Origin of the sequence: Thermobispora bispora DSM 43833 (genome assembly GCF_000092645.1) — a bacterium.
Taxonomy (GTDB): Bacteria; Actinomycetota; Actinomycetes; order Streptosporangiales; family Streptosporangiaceae; genus Thermobispora; species Thermobispora bispora.
In genome coordinates this window covers 3,920,042-3,939,739 of the sequence record NC_014165.1, presented here as the reverse complement: position 1 = coordinate 3,939,739, position 19,698 = coordinate 3,920,042, and the positions used below count along the sequence as shown (strand labels likewise).

The 19,698-nt window shown below is 70.4% G+C and carries 18 protein-coding genes, 3 tRNA genes and 1 pseudogene; 15 read left to right on the top strand and 7 right to left on the bottom strand.

Annotated features, from left to right (window positions below; genetic code table 11):
- Positions 1–52 precede the first annotated feature (52 nt).
- A complete protein-coding gene (locus TBIS_RS16750) occupies positions 53–394 on the bottom strand; it encodes a metallopeptidase family protein (protein WP_013133587.1) in 342 nt (113 codons plus the stop codon).
- Between the two features lie 322 nt (positions 395–716).
- Here TBIS_RS16750 and TBIS_RS16745 point away from each other — a divergent pair, with 322 nt between their 5' ends.
- The 12 genes and pseudogenes from TBIS_RS16745 to TBIS_RS16690 all read left to right on the top strand — a co-directional run bounded on the left by TBIS_RS16745 (position 717) and on the right by TBIS_RS16690 (position 10,160).
- Positions 717–2,315 carry a metallophosphoesterase family protein gene (locus TBIS_RS16745; protein ID WP_013133586.1) on the top strand — a complete coding sequence of 533 codons (1,599 nt, stop codon included), beginning with the start codon at positions 717–719 and terminating at the stop codon, positions 2,313–2,315.
- Positions 2,316–2,400: 85 nt separating this feature from the next.
- Positions 2,401–2,473 (top strand) — tRNA-Glu (locus tag TBIS_RS16740).
- Between the two features lie 101 nt (positions 2,474–2,574).
- Positions 2,575–2,649: transfer RNA gene (locus tag TBIS_RS16735), tRNA-Asp, on the top strand.
- A 20-nt stretch (positions 2,650–2,669) separates the two neighbouring features.
- Positions 2,670–2,746 (top strand) — tRNA-Phe (locus TBIS_RS16730).
- Between the two features lie 1,156 nt (positions 2,747–3,902).
- Entirely contained in the window at positions 3,903–4,301 is a 399-nt protein-coding gene (locus tag TBIS_RS16725; protein ID WP_013133585.1) for an SRPBCC family protein, read from the top strand.
- Positions 4,302–4,920: 619 nt separating this feature from the next.
- Positions 4,921–5,286, top strand: a complete 366-nt coding sequence (locus tag TBIS_RS16720) for a DUF2267 domain-containing protein (RefSeq protein ID WP_013133584.1) — start codon at positions 4,921–4,923, stop codon at positions 5,284–5,286.
- A 137-nt stretch (positions 5,287–5,423) separates the two neighbouring features.
- The gene (locus TBIS_RS18350) at positions 5,424–5,993 is read left to right on the top strand and encodes a hypothetical protein (RefSeq protein WP_013133583.1); all 570 of its coding nucleotides are present in this window, start codon (positions 5,424–5,426) and stop codon (positions 5,991–5,993) included.
- Between the two features lie 202 nt (positions 5,994–6,195).
- On the top strand, positions 6,196–7,248 hold the full coding sequence (locus TBIS_RS16710; protein WP_050760719.1) for a quinone-dependent dihydroorotate dehydrogenase: 1,053 nt from the start codon (positions 6,196–6,198) through the stop codon (positions 7,246–7,248).
- Positions 7,249–7,897: 649 nt separating this feature from the next.
- Entirely contained in the window at positions 7,898–8,170 is a 273-nt protein-coding gene (locus tag TBIS_RS16705; RefSeq protein ID WP_013133581.1) for a hypothetical protein, read from the top strand.
- Positions 8,160–8,789 carry a DUF6879 family protein gene (locus tag TBIS_RS16700; protein WP_013133580.1) on the top strand — a complete coding sequence of 210 codons (630 nt, stop codon included), beginning with the start codon at positions 8,160–8,162 and terminating at the stop codon, positions 8,787–8,789. The genes TBIS_RS16705 and TBIS_RS16700 overlap by 11 nt, the downstream gene beginning before the upstream one ends.
- A 50-nt stretch (positions 8,790–8,839) precedes the next feature.
- A pseudogene (locus tag TBIS_RS20265) lies at positions 8,840–9,597 on the top strand (DUF6082 family protein).
- A 362-nt stretch (positions 9,598–9,959) separates the two neighbouring features.
- Positions 9,960–10,160 carry a heavy-metal-associated domain-containing protein gene (locus TBIS_RS16690; protein ID WP_013133577.1) on the top strand — a complete coding sequence of 67 codons (201 nt, stop codon included), beginning with the start codon at positions 9,960–9,962 and terminating at the stop codon, positions 10,158–10,160.
- Positions 10,161–10,488: 328 nt separating this feature from the next.
- Here the strand turns inward: TBIS_RS16690 and TBIS_RS16685 are convergent, their stop codons facing one another.
- The 4 genes from TBIS_RS16685 to TBIS_RS16670 form a co-directional block, all read right to left on the bottom strand.
- On the bottom strand, positions 10,489–12,120 hold the full coding sequence (locus TBIS_RS16685; RefSeq protein WP_013133576.1) for a beta-N-acetylhexosaminidase: 1,632 nt from the start codon (positions 12,118–12,120) through the stop codon (positions 10,489–10,491).
- A gap of 161 nt (positions 12,121–12,281) precedes the next feature.
- Positions 12,282–13,154, bottom strand: a complete 873-nt coding sequence (locus TBIS_RS16680; RefSeq protein WP_013133575.1) for an N-acetylmuramoyl-L-alanine amidase — start codon at positions 13,152–13,154, stop codon at positions 12,282–12,284.
- A 148-nt stretch (positions 13,155–13,302) separates the two neighbouring features.
- The gene (locus TBIS_RS16675) at positions 13,303–13,557 is read right to left on the bottom strand and encodes a hypothetical protein (RefSeq protein ID WP_013133574.1); all 255 of its coding nucleotides are present in this window, start codon (positions 13,555–13,557) and stop codon (positions 13,303–13,305) included.
- Positions 13,558–13,689: 132 nt separating this feature from the next.
- Positions 13,690–14,784 (bottom strand): LacI family DNA-binding transcriptional regulator, encoded by a 1,095-nt coding sequence (locus tag TBIS_RS16670; RefSeq protein ID WP_013133573.1) that lies wholly within the window; start codon positions 14,782–14,784, stop codon positions 13,690–13,692.
- A 485-nt stretch (positions 14,785–15,269) separates the two neighbouring features.
- Between TBIS_RS16670 and TBIS_RS16665 the strand changes: the two genes are divergently transcribed.
- Positions 15,270–15,938, top strand: a complete 669-nt coding sequence (locus TBIS_RS16665) for a TetR/AcrR family transcriptional regulator (RefSeq protein ID WP_242384283.1) — start codon at positions 15,270–15,272, stop codon at positions 15,936–15,938.
- A gap of 235 nt (positions 15,939–16,173) precedes the next feature.
- On the opposite strand, the gene bldC is transcribed toward TBIS_RS16665, so the two are convergent.
- The gene (gene bldC / locus TBIS_RS16660; protein ID WP_013133571.1) at positions 16,174–16,377 is read right to left on the bottom strand and encodes a developmental transcriptional regulator BldC; all 204 of its coding nucleotides are present in this window, start codon (positions 16,375–16,377) and stop codon (positions 16,174–16,176) included.
- Between the two features lie 317 nt (positions 16,378–16,694).
- Positions 16,695–17,570 carry a DUF8083 family protein gene (locus TBIS_RS16655; protein WP_013133570.1) on the bottom strand — a complete coding sequence of 292 codons (876 nt, stop codon included), beginning with the start codon at positions 17,568–17,570 and terminating at the stop codon, positions 16,695–16,697.
- Positions 17,571–17,704: 134 nt separating this feature from the next.
- Here TBIS_RS16655 and TBIS_RS16650 point away from each other — a divergent pair, with 134 nt between their 5' ends.
- Both TBIS_RS16650 and TBIS_RS16645 read left to right on the top strand, forming a co-directional pair.
- On the top strand, positions 17,705–18,820 hold the full coding sequence (locus tag TBIS_RS16650; RefSeq protein ID WP_013133569.1) for a Leu/Phe/Val dehydrogenase: 1,116 nt from the start codon (positions 17,705–17,707) through the stop codon (positions 18,818–18,820).
- 150 nt (positions 18,821–18,970) lie between these two features.
- Positions 18,971–19,198, top strand: coding sequence for a DUF3073 domain-containing protein (locus TBIS_RS16645; RefSeq protein WP_013133568.1), 228 nt, complete (start codon positions 18,971–18,973; stop codon positions 19,196–19,198).
- The last annotated feature ends 500 nt before the right edge of the window (positions 19,199–19,698 follow it).

The following is a 19,698-nucleotide window of genomic DNA, read 5'->3' as shown; positions in this document are numbered from 1 at the left end:
TGACCATGCTACTTACAGTGCACTGACCCGGCCCGGTTGGCAACCGGTATGGTCAGTAGCCCAGCTCGTGCAGGCGCTCGTCGTCGATGCCGAAGTGGTGCGCGATCTCGTGGACGACCGTGATCCGCACCTCTTCGATCACGTCCTCCTCGGTCTCGCAGATCTCCAGCGTGGGCTTGCGGTAGATCTCGATCCGGTCGGGGAGCACGCCCGAGTACCAGGCGCCGCGCTCGGTGAGGGGGACGCCCGTGTAGAGGCCGAGCAGCCCCGGTTCGGGGGGATCGTCGACCACGACCACCACCACGTTGTCCATGAGCTCGGCGAGATCGGGTGGGATCGTGTCCAGCGCCTCGGAGACGAGCTGCTCGAACCTCGCCCGCGGGATGTCGATCACTTTTCTATGGTGTCACCCTGATCCGGCCATGGGGTAGCGTCATAGGTCGGCACCGTCTCGGCGGGCGGCCGGCACACCCGCGCGCAGCGGACCGGCCCGCCCCGCCGCGTCCGGCCCGCGCGCCGGACAGGAAACCGTGGCCGGGCGGCCACGTCGAGCGGTCCGCCCACGGCCGCATACTGGCCGGCGGGGCCGGATTCCGGCCTGCCGGACCGATGCGATGGCGCAGCGGCCGGCCATCGTTCAGCCCGTTGTCTCCCATCTCACAGCACGTGCCGCGTCCGGGCAGATCATCTCGGGGGAATCAGTAATAAGAAGGAAGATGCGGATCTTGCGGTTCAAGCACTTCGCCCGGAGGTTCGTGGGTGGCCGCCCCGCCCGGATCATCGCCATCGTCGTCGCCGCGGTGCTCGGCGGCTGGCTCGGCCTCTCCGTCGGCGCGACCGTGCAGACCTCGGTCGGTCCCGCGGACATCGCGATGTCCCTCGACCCCGCCTGGCGCGGGGAGACCGTGCTCGACGTCCGGCCGCTGGGCACGCTCGCGTTCGACAGCCACCGCAGCCCGGTACGGCTCAACTTCTCGATCGAGGCGGTCCACCCCGACGTGGCCGAGAAGATGCTCGAGGACCGCGAGTGGAGCGACCGGCTCCCGGCGACCATCGAGAAGGAGATCACCGACGGGGTGCGCCGGCTGGCGATCCGCGGCGCGATCGGCGCGGTCGCCGCGGGGTTCCTCACCGGGCTGCTGCTCTTCCGCAGGCTCTCCCGGGCCGCCTGGACGAGCGCCGGCTCGCTCGCCATGGTCGCCGTGCTCGGCGTGACCTCGGCGCTCACCTTCAACCCGCGGTCGATCGCCGAGCCCCGGTACACCGGGCTGCTCACCGGCGTGCCGTCCCTGATCGGCAGCGTCGAGACGATCATGAATCGGTTCTCGATGTACCGGGACCAGCTCGCCAAGCTGGTGACCAACGTCTCCCAGCTCTACGAGGCCGGGGCGAACCTGCCGATCTTCGACCCGGACCCGGACACGATCCGGGTGCTCCACGTCTCCGACCTGCACATCAACCCGCTCGGCTGGAACGTCATCAAGTCGCTGAAGGACCAGTTCAAGGTCGACTTCATCATCGACACCGGAGACATCAGCGACCACGGCACCAAGGCGGAGAACGAGTACATCAAGGAGATCGGCCGGCTCGGCGTGCCGTACGTGTACGTCCGGGGCAACCACGACTCCAAGACCACCCAGCGGGCGATCGAGAAGCAGAAGAACGCGATCGTGCTCGACGGGCAGGCCGCCACGGTCAAGGGGCTGCGGATCTACGGGGTGGGCGACCCGCGGTTCACCCCGGACAAGTCGCTCCAGGGCGTCACCGATCAGGCGCTCGTCGACCTCGGCCGCCGGCACGCGCTCCGGCTCGCCCCGCCCGCGCCACCGGCGCCGTCCCCGTCGCCGTCGGCATCGGGCTCGCCATCGCCGGCGGCCTCGGCCTCGCCGTCGCCCGCGCCGCCGCAGGAGTCCGAGGAGCAGGGGAAGATCACCGTCGACATCGTGGCGGTCCACGACCCGACCATGGGCCGCGCCTTCTCCGGGCGCGTGCCGCTCGTGCTCTCCGGCCACGCCCACCGGCGCTCCACCGAGGTGCTCGACACCGGCACCCGGCTCATGGTCCAGGGCTCCACCGGCGGCGCCGGCCTGCGCGGGCTCGAGCACGAGGAGCCCACCCCGCTCACGGCGTCGGTGCTCTACTTCAGCAAGGCCACCCGCCGGCTGGTGGCCTGGGACGACATCACCGTCGGCGGCCTCGGGGAACACTGGATCCAGTGCGAACGTCATATTGAAGGGCAACCGGACCCTAGAATGCTCCCCGAGTCGGACAAGACCCCGACCCCAACGGGTACGAACACTGCCCCGCCTGAGTAATCCACTTTGGCATCGGTGGCGGAAGTCCCCTATGCTGGCGGGGGTCTCCGACGGAGGACGCCGTGGTGACAGGGCAGGGTCCCTGGCCCCCATCGTCTAGCGGTCTAGGACACCGCCCTTTCAAGGCGGCGGCACGGGTTCGAATCCCGTTGGGGGCACCGGTGGACCGGCACACCGGGGCTCCGGGGCGCAACACCCCCGGAAAGCTGGTAAGCTAGGTCGCGCCGAATAACGCGGAAGGGAATCTTCCGGGTCATAAGGTCCTGTAGAGCAGGTCGGAGTGCTCGCCACCCTGTCAAGGTGGAGGTCGCGGGTTCAAGTCCCGTCAGGACCGCGAGAGACGTGACCAGGCACGGTCAGGTAGCTCAGTTGGTACGAGCGTCCGCCTGAAAAGCGGAAGGTCGGCGGTTCGACCCCGCCCCTGACCACCACATCTCTTCAGCAAAGACACCCGAGCAGGTCGTGGTCGGGGCGTTTTTGTTTTTCTCGGCGACGCGGTTCAGCGGCGTCCATTCGAGCCGGGTTGCCACACGATCGCTCGAGCTCATTCCAGTGCGCCGTGATGAGGGCTGGCTCGGGTAGCGGACGTCCGGAGATTCCCTGAGCTCATCGGCTGCGCGAGGTTCGCCGCTGCCGCGCGATGGGAGCCACCACCTCACCGAGAGGGCCGGCGATCGCCGGCCCTATTTCTCTTCGATCGCGGTCTACCTTCTGATCCGCTCCTCCCAAGCGCTGAGAGCCCGAGGCGGTCACCCGGCGGGTCCACGGCGCATCGCGCGGTCGCCTCGGTGGATCCACGGCGATCGCCGGAACGGCCACCTCTGGGCCGGTTGCCGTGTGGCGGGTCATCGGTGCAACGCATCAAGGGGCACCGGTTCCGATCCGCTCCGGAGCCGGTAACCGGTCGACCGCGGGTGCCGAGATTCCGCGAAGGCGAGGAGCAGGGGTGTGACGGTCCACAAATGTTCAGCGTCAGCCAGATCCAATGGGGCACGCCTTGTGAATCCCCCGGACCTTCTCTGCGAGATCGAGCACCGGCATGATGAGGGTCGTGCCGATCGGCGCCGGCAGCGGGTGAATTCTCGCCGGTCCACGTTCCGGTTCGCGCCGCCCAGTGGCTGGCGCAGACCCGGAAGCATGCGTACCGGGGGAGAGGAATGGCATCGCCAATAGGAAGGAATTTGTTTGTTCCCCCTTTAAAGATTGGTGCGGAGGAATCTCCGGGGGAACTGAGTGATGGAAAACTGCAGGTCAGCGTGAGCGCCGTACGTGCCGGGCGGCGCCGCACACCGGGCGGGAGCCGAGCGCGTGCCCGGGCGGGCGATGATGAAAATCAGGAGAAGCGATAGCGGCGGGAGAAGAAAAGAACCGCTCACGCTTTACGGCATCTTCCCCGATGAGCCTACCCCCGGTGGGCGCGTAGCGCAGGTGTTTTCCTGCTGTCGCCGATCTCCTTGACTGAGCCAAGAGGCCGGCACACCATCGCGTCATTTCGCTGCTGAGAACCGGGCGGCCACGCCCGGGGCGGTGAAGGTGAGAGTGCGCGCACGCGGGGTAGGCCCGTGTCCGAGGGGGAGGTGATGGCCGATGACCGAGTTCGAGCGGTCTCGCCGCATGGCGGCGCCGGCCGAGCGGGTGTTCGAAGAGGCCTGCGACGTCAGCCACCTGGAGAACTGGATACCCCGCGAGCTGCACGTGCGCGAAGAGCGCGCTCCGGTGGTGAGCGTGCACGACGACTTCACCGGGGAGGACACCCTCGCGCAGATCAGGACCGAGCCGGAGCGGCTGCGCATGGAGTGGGGCACGCCCGGCAACGGCGCCTACCACGGATGGCTTCAGGTGGCGAGCGTCGACGACGGGAACAGCGACGTCACCGTCCACCTCAGCTTCGGTGATGAGGCGCACACACCCCCGGCCGAGGTGGTCGAGTCGATCATGATGTACAGCCTCGACCGGCTGGCCCAGCGGGTGGGCCGGGCGGCCTGACTCACCGCGGCCGCAGCACCGCCGGGCCGCCGGATGCTCATCCGGTGTCCCCGTCGTCAGGCGCCGGTCCTTCGGGAGCGGACGGCGGCAGCGGTGGCGGCGGGAATGCGGAGGCCCCGGGCCCGGCGAGCCGGAGGACCTGCCGGATCCACGCCTCCAGCCCTCCGGGGTCGGGTGGGGTGAGCGGGTCGTTCTCGTCGTTTCCCGGTGCCGTGCCGGGTGCCGTGCTCATCGGGCCGGCCCACGGCGCTCGGGGCGGCACCGGCACACTGCATCTTCCCCGTGGGCGCCGTTCAGGGAAGCGCCGATGGGAACGGCACGCGCTGGGATGCGAGCGGTTTCCCGGATGGCGTGCTCGTGCATTAAGACGCTCCTTTTCATGCGCACTGTCCGGATCTATCACACCGCGGGCGACCGGTCGATCGCGGGGGGTGCTCGGACGGATCCGGCGTCGGGTCGGCTTCTTAGCATGGCACCGCGTCCGCCGAGGCACGGGGAGGCGTGCCCGCTCGCCGGTTCGTGTCGGCCGTACGGCGGTGCCGGCCGGCAACCGGGCCTGTCCGCCCGGGATCGGCTCCGCCTGGGGCACAATTCGGACTTTCCGGGGAAAGCATTTGGGATGGACTACCGGGAATTCGTGCGGACGGTGGCGGACCGGGCGGCGGTGTCGCGGGAGGAGGCCGCCGACCTGGCCCGCGCGGTCGTCGAGACGCTCAGCAACCGGCTCAGCTCGGGGGCGGCCCGGAGCCTGGCGGAGTGCCTGCCCCCGCAGCTGCGCGACTCGCTGCACGTACCGGAGCGGATCGAGCGGATCGGCCTGCGCGATCTCGTCAGGCGGGTCAGCAGGCGCACCGGGCTCACCGCGGAGGAGGTCAGGGGAGGGGTCAGCGCGGTGCTGACCACGTTGCGCGACACGGTGCCCAAGGAGGTCTTCGAAAGGGCGCTCGCCCAGCTTCCGGGGGAGTTCAAGCAGGCGGCGAGCTGAGCCGTACCGGAAGGTCATCACCGGCCGAAGAGATGGCAAAGGCCTGTTCCGGATCTTCGTGTCGGGGCGGCATGGCGCCCGGTGTCGCGTGTCTCCTGGGAACGGTGCTCGCGCTTACTTCCCTGGAGGCTCGAAGGATGAGGAAGCTGCTGTTCGTCGGCGCCATCGCCGCCGGCCTGCTCGTGTCAGGCTGCGGCGGTGCCGAGCAGAAGTCGACCCCTGTCGCCGCCAACGAGGTGAACCAGACGTCGCCGGGAGAACTGTCGCCGACGGCCACGGAGATGTCGCCCGAGATCTCCCCGTCTCCGATGTCTCCAGCGTCGCCGGCTCAGGCGACCCCGACCGGGCCCGCCAAGATCGACGTGGCGCAGACCCGCTTCGGCCCGGTCCTCGTGGGCGAGGGCGGCCGGACCGTCTACATGTTCACGAAGGACAAGAACGGCCAGCCGACGTGCGTCGACGCCTGCGCGGCCGCCTGGCCGCCGGTGCTCACCCTCGGCCAGCCCCAGGCGGGGCCGGGGGTCAAGGCGGACCTGCTCGGCACGGTCCAGCGCCCGGACGGCACCACGCAGGTCACCTACAACAAGCACCCGCTCTACTACTACGCCAAGGACCAGCAGCCCGGTGACCTCACCGGCCACGACGTCGACGACTTCGACGGCGAGTGGTACGCGGTGACCCCGGAGGGCAAGAAGGTCAAGGACTGAGCACGGCCCGGCCGAGCCGTGATCTCCGACCGCCCCGGAGCGGCCATGGCTCCGGGGCGGTCGCATGACCACGCCCGCCGCCGGTGATCCGCGCCGATCCGCCGTGCCGGTCCGCGGCCGGACATCCCCGGCCCGGTACGGCCGGCCCGTGCCGGGCGACGCGCCCGCGGTGCTCCGGACGGGCCCCGCTAGGCTGGCGGTGATGTATCGCTTCTTGTTCACGCAGGTCCTGAGCCGGTTCGACGCGGAGACCACGCACAATCTGACGATCAGGGCGCTGAGCCTGCTCTCGGTGCTGCCGGTGGGCAAGCGGCTGCTGTTCCGGCTGCTCGCGCCGCACGATGACGCATTGCGGGTGAAGGCGTTCGGGGTCCACTTCCCGTCGCCGTTCGGGCTCGCCGCCGGGTTCGACAAGGACGCCCGGTGCTACGAGGCCCTCGGCGCCATGGGCTTCGGTTTCGTGGAGGTCGGCACGGTCACCGCGCGGCCGCAGCCCGGCAATCCCCGTCCCCGCCTGTTCCGCGTGCCGGAGTGCCGGGCGCTCATCAACCGCATGGGGTTCAACAACGAGGGTGCCACCGCGGCGGCGCGCCGGCTGCGCCGTACCCGGGGCATCCCGGTGGTGGTCGGGGCCAACATCGGCAAGACCAAGGTGGTGCCCGAGTCCGGGGCGGTGGCCGACTACGTGGCGAGCGCGAAGCAGGTCGCGCCGTACGCCGACTACCTCGTGGTCAACGTCAGCTCGCCGAACACTCCGGGCCTGCGCGACCTTCAGGCGGTGGAGCGGCTGCGGCCGCTGCTGACCGCGGTGCAGGAGGCGGCCGGGCGGACGCCCCTCCTCGTCAAGATCGCGCCCGACCTCGCGGACGAGGACATCGACGCGGTGGCCGACCTCGCCCTGGAGCTGGGCCTCGCCGGGATCATCGCGACGAACACCACGATCAGCCGGGAGGGCGTGCCCAGCAAGGAGGCGGGAGGCCTGTCCGGGCGGCCGCTCAAGGCGAGATCGCTCGAGGTGCTGCGCCGGCTTCGCCGGAAGGTGGGGGACCGGCTGACGCTCGTGTCCGTGGGCGGGGTCGAGGACCTCGACGACGTGTGGGAGCGGCTGCTCGCCGGGGCCACGCTCGTGCAGGGCTACACGGGGTTCGTCTACGGCGGCCCGCTGTGGGCGTGGCGGATCCACCGAGGGCTGTCGCGCCGGCTGCGCCGCCACGGTTACGCGTCCATCACCGAGGTCATCGGCCGGACCGCCTGAGCCGCCCGGTACGGCACGCACGCGACCGCCTCGGTGAGCCCTACGCGGGCCGGGGCAGGCGACACGAGAAGCGCAAGTTCCCAAGCCGCACTACCGGCCAGGACACGATCAAGAGGGTGCTCGCCGCCTCGGCCCGTCGGTATTCCCGGGCACCGCCGTCTTCGTTAGGCCAGGGTCTACCCCGTTTCACGCCTCACCGGAGAAGCCTGTGGTCGTTTCGCTGGAGCCGCTTTGCGCTCCTGCTGAGATGCGGCCACTCACGGCCGGTGAGCACGTTTCTTTTCCCGGCGCAGATCACGGCCGATGCCGCGGTTCGCGGCCGGACCGGGCCGCGAACCGGATCCTGGCCGGCTCCCCGCCCCTCCTCGGTGGTGGGACGTATCGGATCGGCCGGGCACGTGCCGGCTCATCCTGCCCGCGACCATCGTCCGAGCCGGCTGGAAGAAGTGAGAGACTCGATCCTTCGAGTGATATATGGGTGGCTTTTTCCTATATTTCAGGTCGTCTCTTATCGGTAGTAGAATCGCCGTATTCCGGGTTTCCGTGACCGGGTTGGCGAAATTGTATTTTCGCTTATTGTAGGAGAATGTTCGTGCGGAGAGAATGAAGGAAATAGAGGAGGTGAAGCGCCTTCACCCGGGAGGTGAGTGTGTTACGCCCTTGGGAGGCCGATCCGACCGCGGACTTCAAGAGACGTCTGGGCAAGTCCGCTCTCGAGCTGGGTGAGACCACCGCGAGCCCGTCGTGCCCGGACATCTGGGAGCTCTCTAACGGCGATATCGCCGTGATCGGTCGCGACCTCACCGAGGCCTATCGCGACCGCCTGCCACCAGGCGTGTACATCAATCACGACGAGCGGCTCGTGGTCATCCCACGCCGGATGCTCATCGCCGCGAAACCGGACATTCCAAATGATCAGTGATGTTCCTACACTGCCCGCCATTGAGCTGAACCGTGAAGACTATCTCGCCGACTTCTGGCGCTGCTTCCAGCGCTTGAAGGGAGATTTCTGGAAGCTGGAGCGCGGGCAGACCTTCCGCGAGCCAGAGGAGCCGAGCTGGGTCGCCCTCGACCAGGGTGATTGGCGACGCGCGATCGCCCTCATCGATCAACGGACCGAAGAGATCAAGCGTCCGGTCGAAGAGGCGGCCCGGCACGTATCGATGCATCGGCTGCGTATCGTCGAACGTCCGTATTCACCGTATTTGCGGTGGGAGCTGTACTACATTCGGCTACGGGCGCTAGCCGGGGAGGATATCCGCGTCCTCGACGCCGACAAGATCAGGCACCTGGAACACGACCGTATGCTTCCAGAGCTGGTCGTTCTCGGAGAAGAGGTCATGTACCAGGTCCTCTACGATCAAAGCGGCACATTGCGCGGCGCCAGGAGGATTGAGGACCGGGAACGGGTCGCCGCCTGTGCCAAGGAGATCAGCGACTTGCACGAGAAGGCCGAGGGCATCCGCGATTTCCTCAAGCGGGAGCCCAGCGCGTTGCCGCCGCCCCTCAAGCGGGAGCTCGGCGCGCTGCCGCCGGTCTAGCGGGCGGGGAACGTCACCGAGGCGACGCGAGGGGTGGTCGATCCGATCTCATGCCAGGACGTGGCGGTCGCCGGTTATTCACCATCATCTTGATCTGCTTGGTCATCCTCGTGAGCGCCACCCTGGTCGCGTTCTCGCCGCTCGCGCTCGAGCTGTGGAAGAACAGCCCGGCCAATTGGAACTGGCTGAGTGAGGTCGGGCAGACCTACGGTGCGGCGTCCGCGCTCCTCGCGATGTTCGCCCTGGTCGGTGTGGCCGTGTCGCTCGTCCTCCAGGCCCGGGAGGCGAAGAGCGCCCGCGAACAGACGCTGCGGAGCCTGCATGGCGAGCTGATGAGGATGGCCATGGAGGATCCGTTGTACCGCGCGTGCTGGGGCGCGTTCTTCACCAGCGATGACCCTGACGCCCAGCGGGCCCACATGTACGTCAACCAGATCGTCAACCATTGGCTGACGATGTGGGAGCTGCGCAGCATCACCGAGCCCCACCTGCGCGAGGTGGCCCAGACCGTGCTTGCCGGCCGTACGGGCGGAAGTACTGGAGCGAGGTCCGGGAGCTCCGGATGACGAGCGCGAGCACCCGCCGGGAACGCCGCTTCTGCCGGATCCCCGACGAGGAGTACGAACGCGCCCGGAGATCCGCCCCGTCACAATCTCCGCCGCAGCCTCCGAAGGCGAGCGAACGGCCTGGCGGGACGAGTATCTCCGCTGGGCTGGGCGGGGTGCTGGCCGTGCTCGCCGCCGCGATCGCGTATCTGACCCTCCGCCGCCTCCGCCCGCCGGAGCGGCGGCCGGATCGCGCCCGATAGATCGGCGCCCGCGCACCGGCCGCGGTTCCCCGGCCCGGTAGGGGGCGGGAGTCCGCTCACCGGCCCTGGTTCCACGCCCGTCCCGCTCGCGATGCGGGCCGGCGGCCGTATCATCACGCTTCCACCGCGCCGCGGGATGCTTCCGGCACGCTTGCGGGCGTGGGCGCGTCGTGGCCGTGTGCGGTGAGGTGACGACGCCCTTCGCGACGGTCTCTCGGCGGACGGCGCCGCGCGGAGAGTAAGGTTCCGCCGTGGTCTCATCGATGCCCGCACGCGGATTCCCTTCAATCCCCGCCTGATTGAGGTGCCGCACGGAATCCTGTGGGGATGTCGAGCCGTAGAGCCAGATCGGGGAGGACGAGATGAGCGTGAAGACCTACACCGTCGTCGGCATGACCTGCGGTCACTGCGTCGCCTCGGTCAAGGAGGAGGTCGGGGAGATCCCGGGCGTGACGGGGGTGGAGGTGGACCTGGCCACCGGCCGGCTCGACGTCACCGGCGAAGGGGTCAGCGACGAGGCGGTACGGCGAGCGGTCGAGGAAGCCGGCTATCGCCTGGGCTGAGCCGGCGCACGGCGCCGTGACGCCCCGGGCCACCCCTTGACGGACCCGGGTTCCGGGCCGGGAGGTTTCCTCGCGGATACCAGGCCTACGTAGGCTGTGCTGCGCGGCATCAGCCGCGAGGGCCGGGGACAGCGGGTCTTCCGGGGCGGTGCGGCCTGCCGGCAGGAACGGGTGCCCGGCGAGGCCCGGCAAGACCGGTGACCCGCGCTGCATCGGCCGGGCGCGCCCAGCGGTCACCCGGGCCGCTCGGGCCCGCCAAGGCGTCTCGTGGCCGACCGGGACGGCGGTCGGCATGATCGGCCGGCCGATGCCCGGGTCAGTCAAGCGCTCACAGGTTCGGCCGGGCCGACCCGGGTGCGGCGGCCGATTCGGCGAGGTGGCGCATGACCTCGGTGACCCGCACCCGGCCGGGGCGGTGGCGCCGCCACCCGGTGCCGCCCCGCTGCCACGGCCGCGGGCCGGTGAGCGGGCGGTACTCCACGCCCAGCGCGTCCAGCCGCTTCAGGTGGGCGCCAAGCCTGCCGGTGAACCCCTGATCTGCCGGGTGGCCGGTCCAGGCGACCTCGGCGGCGGCGCAGCCACGCGGCCAGGCCCGGTAGTCGAGGGTCCTGCCGTCCGGGATCCACTCGCTCCAGAGCAGGAACTGGGTGCCGATCACCCGGGCGCGCTCCTCGGCCGTCCACTCCGCCGGGGCGGGCGCGAACGCCGCGACATCGGCCACGGTGGTGGCGTCCCCGAGCCCGGCCGGCTCCTCGGCGGAGGATGCCTCGGCATAGTCGAGGTACATCGGGAAGACCGGCGCGGCGATGGTCTCGTGCCCGGCCGCTGCGGCGCGCCGCGCGACCTCCATCCCGCGCCACGCCATCACCACCGTGTCCGGCCGGAGCCTCCCGCTCACGAAGGCCTCGTCCCAGACCACCGCCCGGACGCCGCGCTCGGCGAGGAGGTCGGCGAGCCGGTGGAGGAACCAGGCGTGCAGCTCGCTCGGGCTGTCGAGCCCGAGCTCGGCCTGGTAGGCGCGGACCCGCTCGGACGCGGCCCAGTCGTCGAGCACGCACTCGTCCCCGCCGATGTGGAAGTACGGCGTGGGCCCGAGCGCACCGATGATCTCGTCGAAGACCGTGGCGAGGAAGTCCACCGTGGCCGGGAGCGGGGAGAGGATCGCCGGTGAGATGCCCCAGCGGTCGAGCACCCGGTACCGCTTCTCCGGCAGCGGCCCGAGCTCGGGGTAGGCGGCGAGGATCGCCGAGCTGTGCCCGGGCACGTCGATCTCCGGGACGACGGTGACCGCCCTGGCCCGCGCGTACGCGGCGATCTCCGCAAGGTCGTGGAGCGTGTAGTGGCCGCCGTGCGGGATCCCGTCGAACGCCGGCTCCTCGCCGTGGAAACCGGTGACCGTCCGATCCCGGTGGGAGCCGACCTCGTGGAGGCGGGGGTACGCCCGGCTCTCCACCCGCCAGCCTTGATCGTCGGAGAGGTGAAGGTGGAGCCGGTTGAGCTTGTGCGCGGCGAGCAGGTCGATGAGCCGGAGCACCTCCCGCTTGGGGAAGAAGTGCCGGGCCACGTCGAGGTGGGCGCCCCGCCAGGGGAACGCGGGGGCGTCCGCGATGCGGCCGCACGGCAGGGCCCACGCCACGCCGGGGAGCGCGGCCGCCCGGAACGCCTCCGCGGGCAGGAGCTGGCGCAGGGTCTGGCCGGCGTAGTGGGCGCCCGCGCGGTCCGCGGCGGTGATCCGCACCTCGGCGGCCGTGATGGTGATCCCGTACGCCTCGGGGCCGAGCGAAGGGTCCTCGGCGACCTGGATGGCGGCGTGGCTTCCGGGGCGCAGGTCGAGCACGGGCAGGGCGAGCCGTACCGCGTCGACGAGGCCGGCGGGGCCGCTGATCGCGGCGCCTGAGCTGAGGCCGAACGCTCCCGGGGCGCGCTCGGCCACCCGGGGTCGGGGCAGCAGGTCTTCCACGGCTCGATGATGCCCGGGCGCGCTCCCCGATATGAGGACTCAGCCGAGGCCCTGTGGATACCGGCCCGCGACCCGGTAGCCGTCCCGATCCGGCGTCGCGCCGGGACACACCCGTGGCCGCCGGCCAGACGCCGGGCCTGGGAGGATGCGGTCCCGGGGCGCTACCGGCTCAGGTAGTCCCGGAGGCCCTTCGCCAGCGCCTCGGCGAGCCGCTGCCGGAAGGCGGGGTCCTTCATCTTCCTCGCGTCGGTGGGGTTGCGCATGTTGCCGGTCTCGAGGAAGACCTTGGGGACCGTGGACAGGTTGAGCCCGCCGAGGTCGCCCCGCCGGTCGATGCCGTTCTTGCCGATGTAGTTCGCGTACGGCAGGCCGGTGACCTCGCGGACCGCGTTCCGGATGGCGACGCCCAGGCGGAGGGAGTCGCCCACCACCGGGTCGACCGGGCCGTTGATCTTCTTGGGCACGATGACGTGGAAGCCGCGGGTGCCCTGCCCGGCGCCGTCGGCGTGGATGGAGATGGATGCGTCGGCCTTGGCGCGGTTGGCGATGGCCGCGCGCTCGGTGATGCACGGCCCGACGCCCTTGTTGTCCTCGCGGGTGAGCTTGACGGTCGCGCCCTGGGCCCGGAGCAGCTTGGCCAGCCGGGTGGCGACGTCCCAGGCGAACGCGGACTCGGGGTAGCCGTCGTTGGTGGTGGTCCCCGTGGTGTCACATGGCTTCCACATGGTGACCGCGTTCACCTTCTTGTTGATCTTTTCCGGGGCCCGCCAGTTGTTCCCGTTGTGGCCGGGGTCGATGACGATGACCTTTCCGGCGAGCGGTCGGGCCGCGGCCGACGCCGGGCTCGCGGCGATCGCGGCGCCCGCCGCAGGGGCGGCCGGGCTGAGCCGGCTCCGCTCCGGGGCCGGGGACGCGGTGCTTCCGCCGTCGGTGAATGCGCCGGCGGTGCCCGGGGCGGCCGTCTCTCCGCCGCAGGCGACGGCTCCGGCCGTCACCAGGCCGAGAGCCGCGGCGGCAAGCGCTCGTCTGATCACGCTCGGATCCCTTCCCATCGGTCTCTAGTCAACCTATGCGCAATCGAGCGCCGACCAGACCGTCATCCGGCTCGGAGCGTCCCGGGTGGCCGCCGCGCGCACGCGGACGCCGCGGTGACCGGCGCGGGGACCGGGGTCAGACCCGAGGCTAGCGGGACGGCTCGGCCGCCTCCTGCTCGTGCCGGTGGAGCAGTGCGGCGAGCTCTCGCGCGTCCTCCGCGTCGAGGCCGAGCACCACCCGGGCGCGTCCCAAGGGGTGGTCGATGGAGTGGGAGACGTAGCTCGCCACGGACTCGGCGATGTCGTCGGTGCTCAGCCCGCGGGCCGCCCGCCAGCGCGCCCAGGCCCGCTCGAGCTCGCCGGCCGCGCGCTGGGCACAGGCGACCAACTCCCGATCACCCATGAATCCCCCCGATCGAGTGTCCTCGGCCGTCGCCGGATCGACACCGGCTCAGGCCACCGTGATCGCCGAAAGCGGCGTCTGGACATGAGTAAACCCCGGGGGTGGGCGGGCACGGCCGGGGTTGACGGAGCCTTAGCCCTCGCTTGGTGCCGGGCCGGTGCTGCGCCGCGCCACGAGCCGCGGTGGCACCTGCCGTATCCGGGCCCGCTTCCGCGGGTCGCTGATCCGGTCGCTCAGCAGGGCGGCGGCGGTCCGTCCCATCTGCCGGCGCGGCTGCTCGATGCTGGTGAGCGAGATGTGGTTGATCGCGGCGAGGTGGGTGTTGTCGTAGCCGACCACGGACAGGTCCTCCGGGACCCGGAGGCCGAGCTCGCTCGCGGCGCTGAGCACGCCCAGGGCGACCATGTCGTTGGCGGCGAAGATGGCGGTCGGCCGATCCGGCCGCCGCAGGAGGGCGAGCGCGGCGCGCCGCCCGTCCTCTTCGGTGAACTCGCCTTTCTCGATCATGATGTACGGCTCGAGCCCGCGGTCGCGCATGGCGTCGCGGTAGCCCTGGCAGCGGAGCCGGGCCGCCGAGGACGGCGTGCCGCTGATGTGGGCGATGCGCTTGTGACCGAGCTCGGCGAGGTGGTCGACGGCGAGCCGAGCCCCCTGCTCGTCGTCGACGACGACCACGTCGACGCCCTCGACGTCGACATCGCGCTCCCCGACCACGACGGTCGGCGTGTAGGCGGCCGCCTCGGCGAGGGTGCTGGTGGCGGGGCCGACGCCGAGCAGCACCAGGCCGTCGACGCGCAGCTCGAGGAACGCCTCGACCGCGTCGCCTTCGAATCCGGAGTTCGAGCGGCCGCTTCCGATCAGTAACCGGAGCCCGTCGCCGTGGAGGCTCTCCTGCAGGCCGTCCAGGAACTCGGCGTAGAACGGGTTGTGCAGGTCGGCCACGAGCGCGCCGACCAGGTGGGTGCGGCCCTCGACCAGGCTGCGCGCGACCGCGTTGGGGCGATAACCGAGCTCCTTGGCCGCCTGCAGCACCGCCTCGCGGCGGTGCTCGCTCACATGTGGGGAGCCCCGGAGCACGAGGGACACCAGCGACTTGGACACCCCGGCGCGTTCGGCGACGTTGCGGATCGTCGGGCGCGGCCGTGGGCCGAACCCATCGGACGCCCCGCTCTCAGGCCGGGGGCCGCCGACGTTCCGGGTCGTAGTCCGCGTGGACGGTCCTGTCATGGTTCTCCCCACGATGCGTAATGTGCACCTGACTCACCAAACGAACGAAATGCCCCGAGGGTACGGCTGGCGCGGGAACGTCACAGGTTTGAGGCATAGGGCGGACAGGGTTGAGAAATTGCAGCCGTTCCGCGCCGGACGGGTTGCGCGAGCCGTGGGTCCAGCCGAGCGCGGAGGTTGAGCCGGCTGCGGGGAGTGAGCCGAGCGGGGTGGGCGAGCCGAGCGACGGTGCCGAGCGAGCCACCGGGGTGAGTGAGCGACGGAGCGGTGAGTTGAGTGAGGCACCGGGTGATGGGCGATGGAGGGTGAGCGAGCCACCGCGGTGAACGGGTCACCGCAAGGGTGAGCCCGTGCCGGCTGACCCCATGGCGGCCGCCGGTGGCCGCGGGCCGGGAGCCGGGCGTGCCGGGAGCCGGGCACCGCGGCCCGGAGGCATGGGCGAGCCACGGGCGATCGCGGGGAGCGGACCGCTAGTGTTCAAAGGTGTGGAAGCGACACGCCAAGCGGATGGCGGGCCACGGCGGGTGCGGCGCAGGCTCAGCGTGGACCGGCGCCGGGAAGAGCTCATCTCGGTCGCCTTGGAGCTCTTCGGTACGCGCGACCCCGAGGACGTATCGATCGACGACGTGGCGGCGCGTGCCGGCGCCTCCCGAGCGCTCGTCTACCACTATTTCGGGGGTAAGCAGGAGCTCTACCTGGCGGCGCTGCGCAGCGCGGCCGAGGAGCTGGAGGCGCGGCTCAGGCCCCCGGGCGACGTGCGGCTGCGGCCTCTCGATGAACTGGCGCGCGGCCTGAAGTCGTACTTCGATTTCGTGGAGGAGCACGCGGCGGGCTTCGCCGCGCTGCTCCGCGGTGGGCCCGCGAACCGTTCGGGCGAGGTCGGTGAGATCGTCGACGGCGTGCGGCAGCGCCTGCTCCGGCTCATCCTGAACCGGATGCACATCGGCACGCCCGGTCCGGTGCTCCGGGTGACCCTCCGGTCATGGATCGCCTCGGTGGAGACGGCCGGCCTCGACTGGCTGGAGCACCGGGACATGGACCGAGGCGCGCTCGAGCGCATGCTGGTCGACCATATGATCGCCCTGCTCCAGGTCGCGGAGCGGTACGACGGCCAGGTGGCGCATCTCCTGGAGCGGCTGCTGTCCGGCGATTAACCGCTCGGGGGCGTCTGTCCATCCGGGGCGTGGCGCGAACGGACGCGGCGGCAAGCGCGGAAATGAAGGCGGCGGGAATAGGCGGACGGCGCCGGGCGGGCGGCGCCGTGCCCCGTCACGTCGTGCCACACCACGCCGTGGCGCATTCGCACATGTCTCCGGCGTGGATGTGCGTCGACGCGCTCACATCATCGACGCGAGCGCGTCGCTCCCCCCGTACGCGGTGCAGCCGGTGTTACTCGGATCGTTGCTGCGGTATGCCCGCGAGCAGGGCCCGGACCTCCGTCTCCCGGTAGCGCCGGTGACCCCCGAGCGTGCGGATGGAGGTCAACTTACCCGCCTTGGCCCACCGGGTGACGGTCTTCGGGTCGACCCGGAACATCGTGGCGACCTCCGCCGGGGTGAGCAGTGGCTCGGCCTCGGGTGTACGAGCTGACATTGTGCGGCCTCTCCTCCGTTGGACCGGCGACAGCGATCCTGCGACTTGTCTGGCGCGTTGGCGGGTGATGCCGCCTGATCCGTAGCGTGCGGTTTCCGGATCAGTTATGACATCACCTGATGTGACCATACAACCACGCAGTGCGATTGGCGAGCCCCTATGGGCACAACGTCTCGACCACGGGTTGTTGTCACGCTCGGTGATTCTAGCGACACGTTTCGTGGTATCGCAGTGAAAACGGCAAACTGGTCAGTTCGTAGATGTGACATCGAACATCCCGTGACCTGATGCAGCAGGTCAGACGCGGTGATCTACCCTCAGTTTGCGGATTCGAGGGCGCGGATCGCTCTCCAGCGGAGAATCACCCGCCGATACATCGCGTAAGCAAGCTCTTCCTGACCGTTGTCCAAACTGGCCAGGGCGGCGGCGAGCTCGGCGACGGAGAGGTCCCGCTCCAGGGTCTGGTCGTCCATCAGGTGGACGAGGCCCCCGTAGTCGAGCTCCACCAGGGAGTGGGGGTGGAACTCCTCCAGCCAGCGGCCGACCTCCTCCACCTCCGTGAGCGCGCTCACCCGGCCCACATGCCGCCGGATGATCGCTAACGCCCTCGCCACCCGGCGCCGCGCCTGTGCCATGGAGGTGACGTAGAGCATGTTCCGCGGCGGCGCCGTCGTGGTCGGGGTGCCGGGGTCCCACCCCTGCGGCGTCCGCTCGGAGCCGAGCACGAGCCAGCGCTCCGCCGAGTCGAAGGGGATGAACCACGGGGTGGGGATGTACCACCGGGATGTCCGGATGTGCACGCGGAGCGAGCGCTCGGTGCGCTTGAACCGGTCGAAGTCGTCCGCGGTCTGCTCGGCGATCGCCCTCGGTACCAGCCGGTCGGCGAGCTCGGCGGGGGTGCTCTTCCGGAACGCCGCGAACGCGAGCCACGACCGCAGCCGCACCTGCCACGGGCAGACGTAGAGGGTGTCCCCGATCCGCCGCAGATACGCGTCCTGGCTCTCCCGCTCGGGTGCCGGCAGCGGGGGAATGGCGAGCAGCCTCCGGACGGACTCCGCGTGCTCCGCCTCTAAGGCCCGGGCCCGGCGCGGCCGATCCTTCGACTCGGCATACCTCGCCCACCTGACCCGATCCTCTGGGGGGAACGCGCTCAGCGGCTCGTACACGCGGAGATAGGCGGCATAGGGGAGCACACCCAGAATCGTGCCACGAGACCATCGGCGTGTGCAGTACCGCGGGCATATCAAGATCATTATGGGGGAGTGCCGTTAAGCTGATGACGAACCGCCGCACCGAGGCGGCGCAGAGGCGATCAGGAGTCACCACCGTGACCGACGTCTTCGGGCTTCCCCACAAGGATTCCGGCCCAGTAGGCACCACCGGTTCCACCCAGCCGCGGCACGAGCAGGTCGTGTTCTGCTCGGACGAGCGCAGCGGCCTCTACGCGATCATCGCGATCTACAGCACGGCCCTCGGGCCCGGGCTTGGCGGCACCCGCTTCTATCCCTATGAGAGCGAGCAGGCCGCCCTCGCCGACGTGCTCAACCTCTCCCGGGCCATGGCGTACAAGAACGCCCTCGCCGGGCTCGATCTCGGCGGCGCCAAGGCCGTCATCATCGGCGACCCCGAGACCGACAAGTCCGAGGCGCTCCTGCGGGCGTACGGCCGGTTCGTCCAGTCCCTGGGCGGCCGGTACTACACCGCCTGCGACGTGGGCACGTACAGCGAGGACATGGACGTCATCGCGCGGGAGTGCGCGTACGTCACCGGCCGGAGCCCGGAGTACGGCGGGGCCGGCGACTCGTCCATCCTCACCGCGTTCGGCGTCTTCCAGGGCATGCGCGCGGCCGTCCGGCACCGCTACGGCACCACCTCGCTGGCGGGCAAGCGGGTCGGCATCGAGGGCGTCGGCAAGGTCGGGGCCCGCCTCGTCGACCACCTCATCGAGGAGGGCGCCGAGGTGGTGATCTGCGATGTGAACGAGCAGGCGATCGATCGGGTACGGCGGCGCCATCCGGCGGTCGAGGTGGTGGGGGACGCCGCGGAGCTCATCACCGCGGACCTCGACATCTACGCCCCGTGCGCGCTCGGCGGCTCGCTCAACGACGAGACCGCCCCCCGGCTCCGGGCGAAGATCGTCTGCGGTGCCGCGAACAACCAGCTCGCCCACCCCGGGGTGGAGAAGCAACTCGCGGAGCGCGGCATCCTCTACGCTCCGGACTACGTGGTGAACGCCGGCGGCGTGATCCAGGTGGCGGACGAGATCCACGGCTTCGACATGGCGCGCGCCCGGGCGAAGGCGTCCAAGATCTTCGACACCACGCTGAGGATCTTTGAGCTCGCCGCCGAGGAAGGCGTGCCTCCGGGCGTGGCAGCCGATAGGCTAGCTGAGCGAAGAATGTCAGAAGTCGGTCGACTTCGGGGCATTTGGCTCCGCAGTTGACGTTGCCGCTCGTACGGCGTACCGAGCGGCGCACAAACCAGGTACGGTAATAGACGGAACGAAGGGGCTGACGCCTGACGTCAGGGCGTCAGCGCGCGGTGCGTAAGTGACGAGGGGTCGGGCACGACCCCGCATGAGGGGGTCGAGCCAATGGGGCGCGGCCGAGCCAAGGCCAAGCAGGTCAAGGTCGCCCGTCAGCTGAAGTACAACAGCGGCGGCACGGATCTTGAGCGTCTGCGCGTCGAACTCGGGTTGGACGAGGGTTCCGGCCGCAAGAAGCATGACCCTTATGAAGAGCTGGCCCGCCGCTACGCCGACTACGGCGTCGACGATGAGGACGACGACGAAGCCGGCGACAGCGGGCAGCGTGGGCGCTAGTGATCCGTCGGTGACAGACCTGTGAGCCACCCGGCGGGACGCAAGTCCCGCCGGGTGGCCGGCTCAACCATGCACCCTCTGCGGGTGTCCGTCCCCCGCACGGTACGGCCCGCACCGCCCGGCCGCCGGGTCCCGGGGACCCGGAAGCGGCCATGCGTTCCCTCTGCTCGCTTCTCCTGATTCCTCTGCTCCGCCGAGCCCTGCCGATCTTCGGGCCCGGCCACCTCCGATGCGGTGATCTCCCAGACCGCGGCCACGCGACCGGGCGGCTCCGCCCGCGCCACGCGGAGATCCATGGAACTCCCAGGAGCCACCCTCCCAGCGCCACCCTCACCGGGCCTTGCGCCCTCTGCCGCAGGGCTGTCCTGAGCATCAGCGTCCTCCGAGCCACAGCCGCCCTGGCCTGACCGTGCACGCTCCAGGGCCCATGCGGCCCACGACCCCTGCGGCGTACCGGTGGGCGAAGGGGTGCGGCGGGTGTGCCCACCGAGACCGGGCCT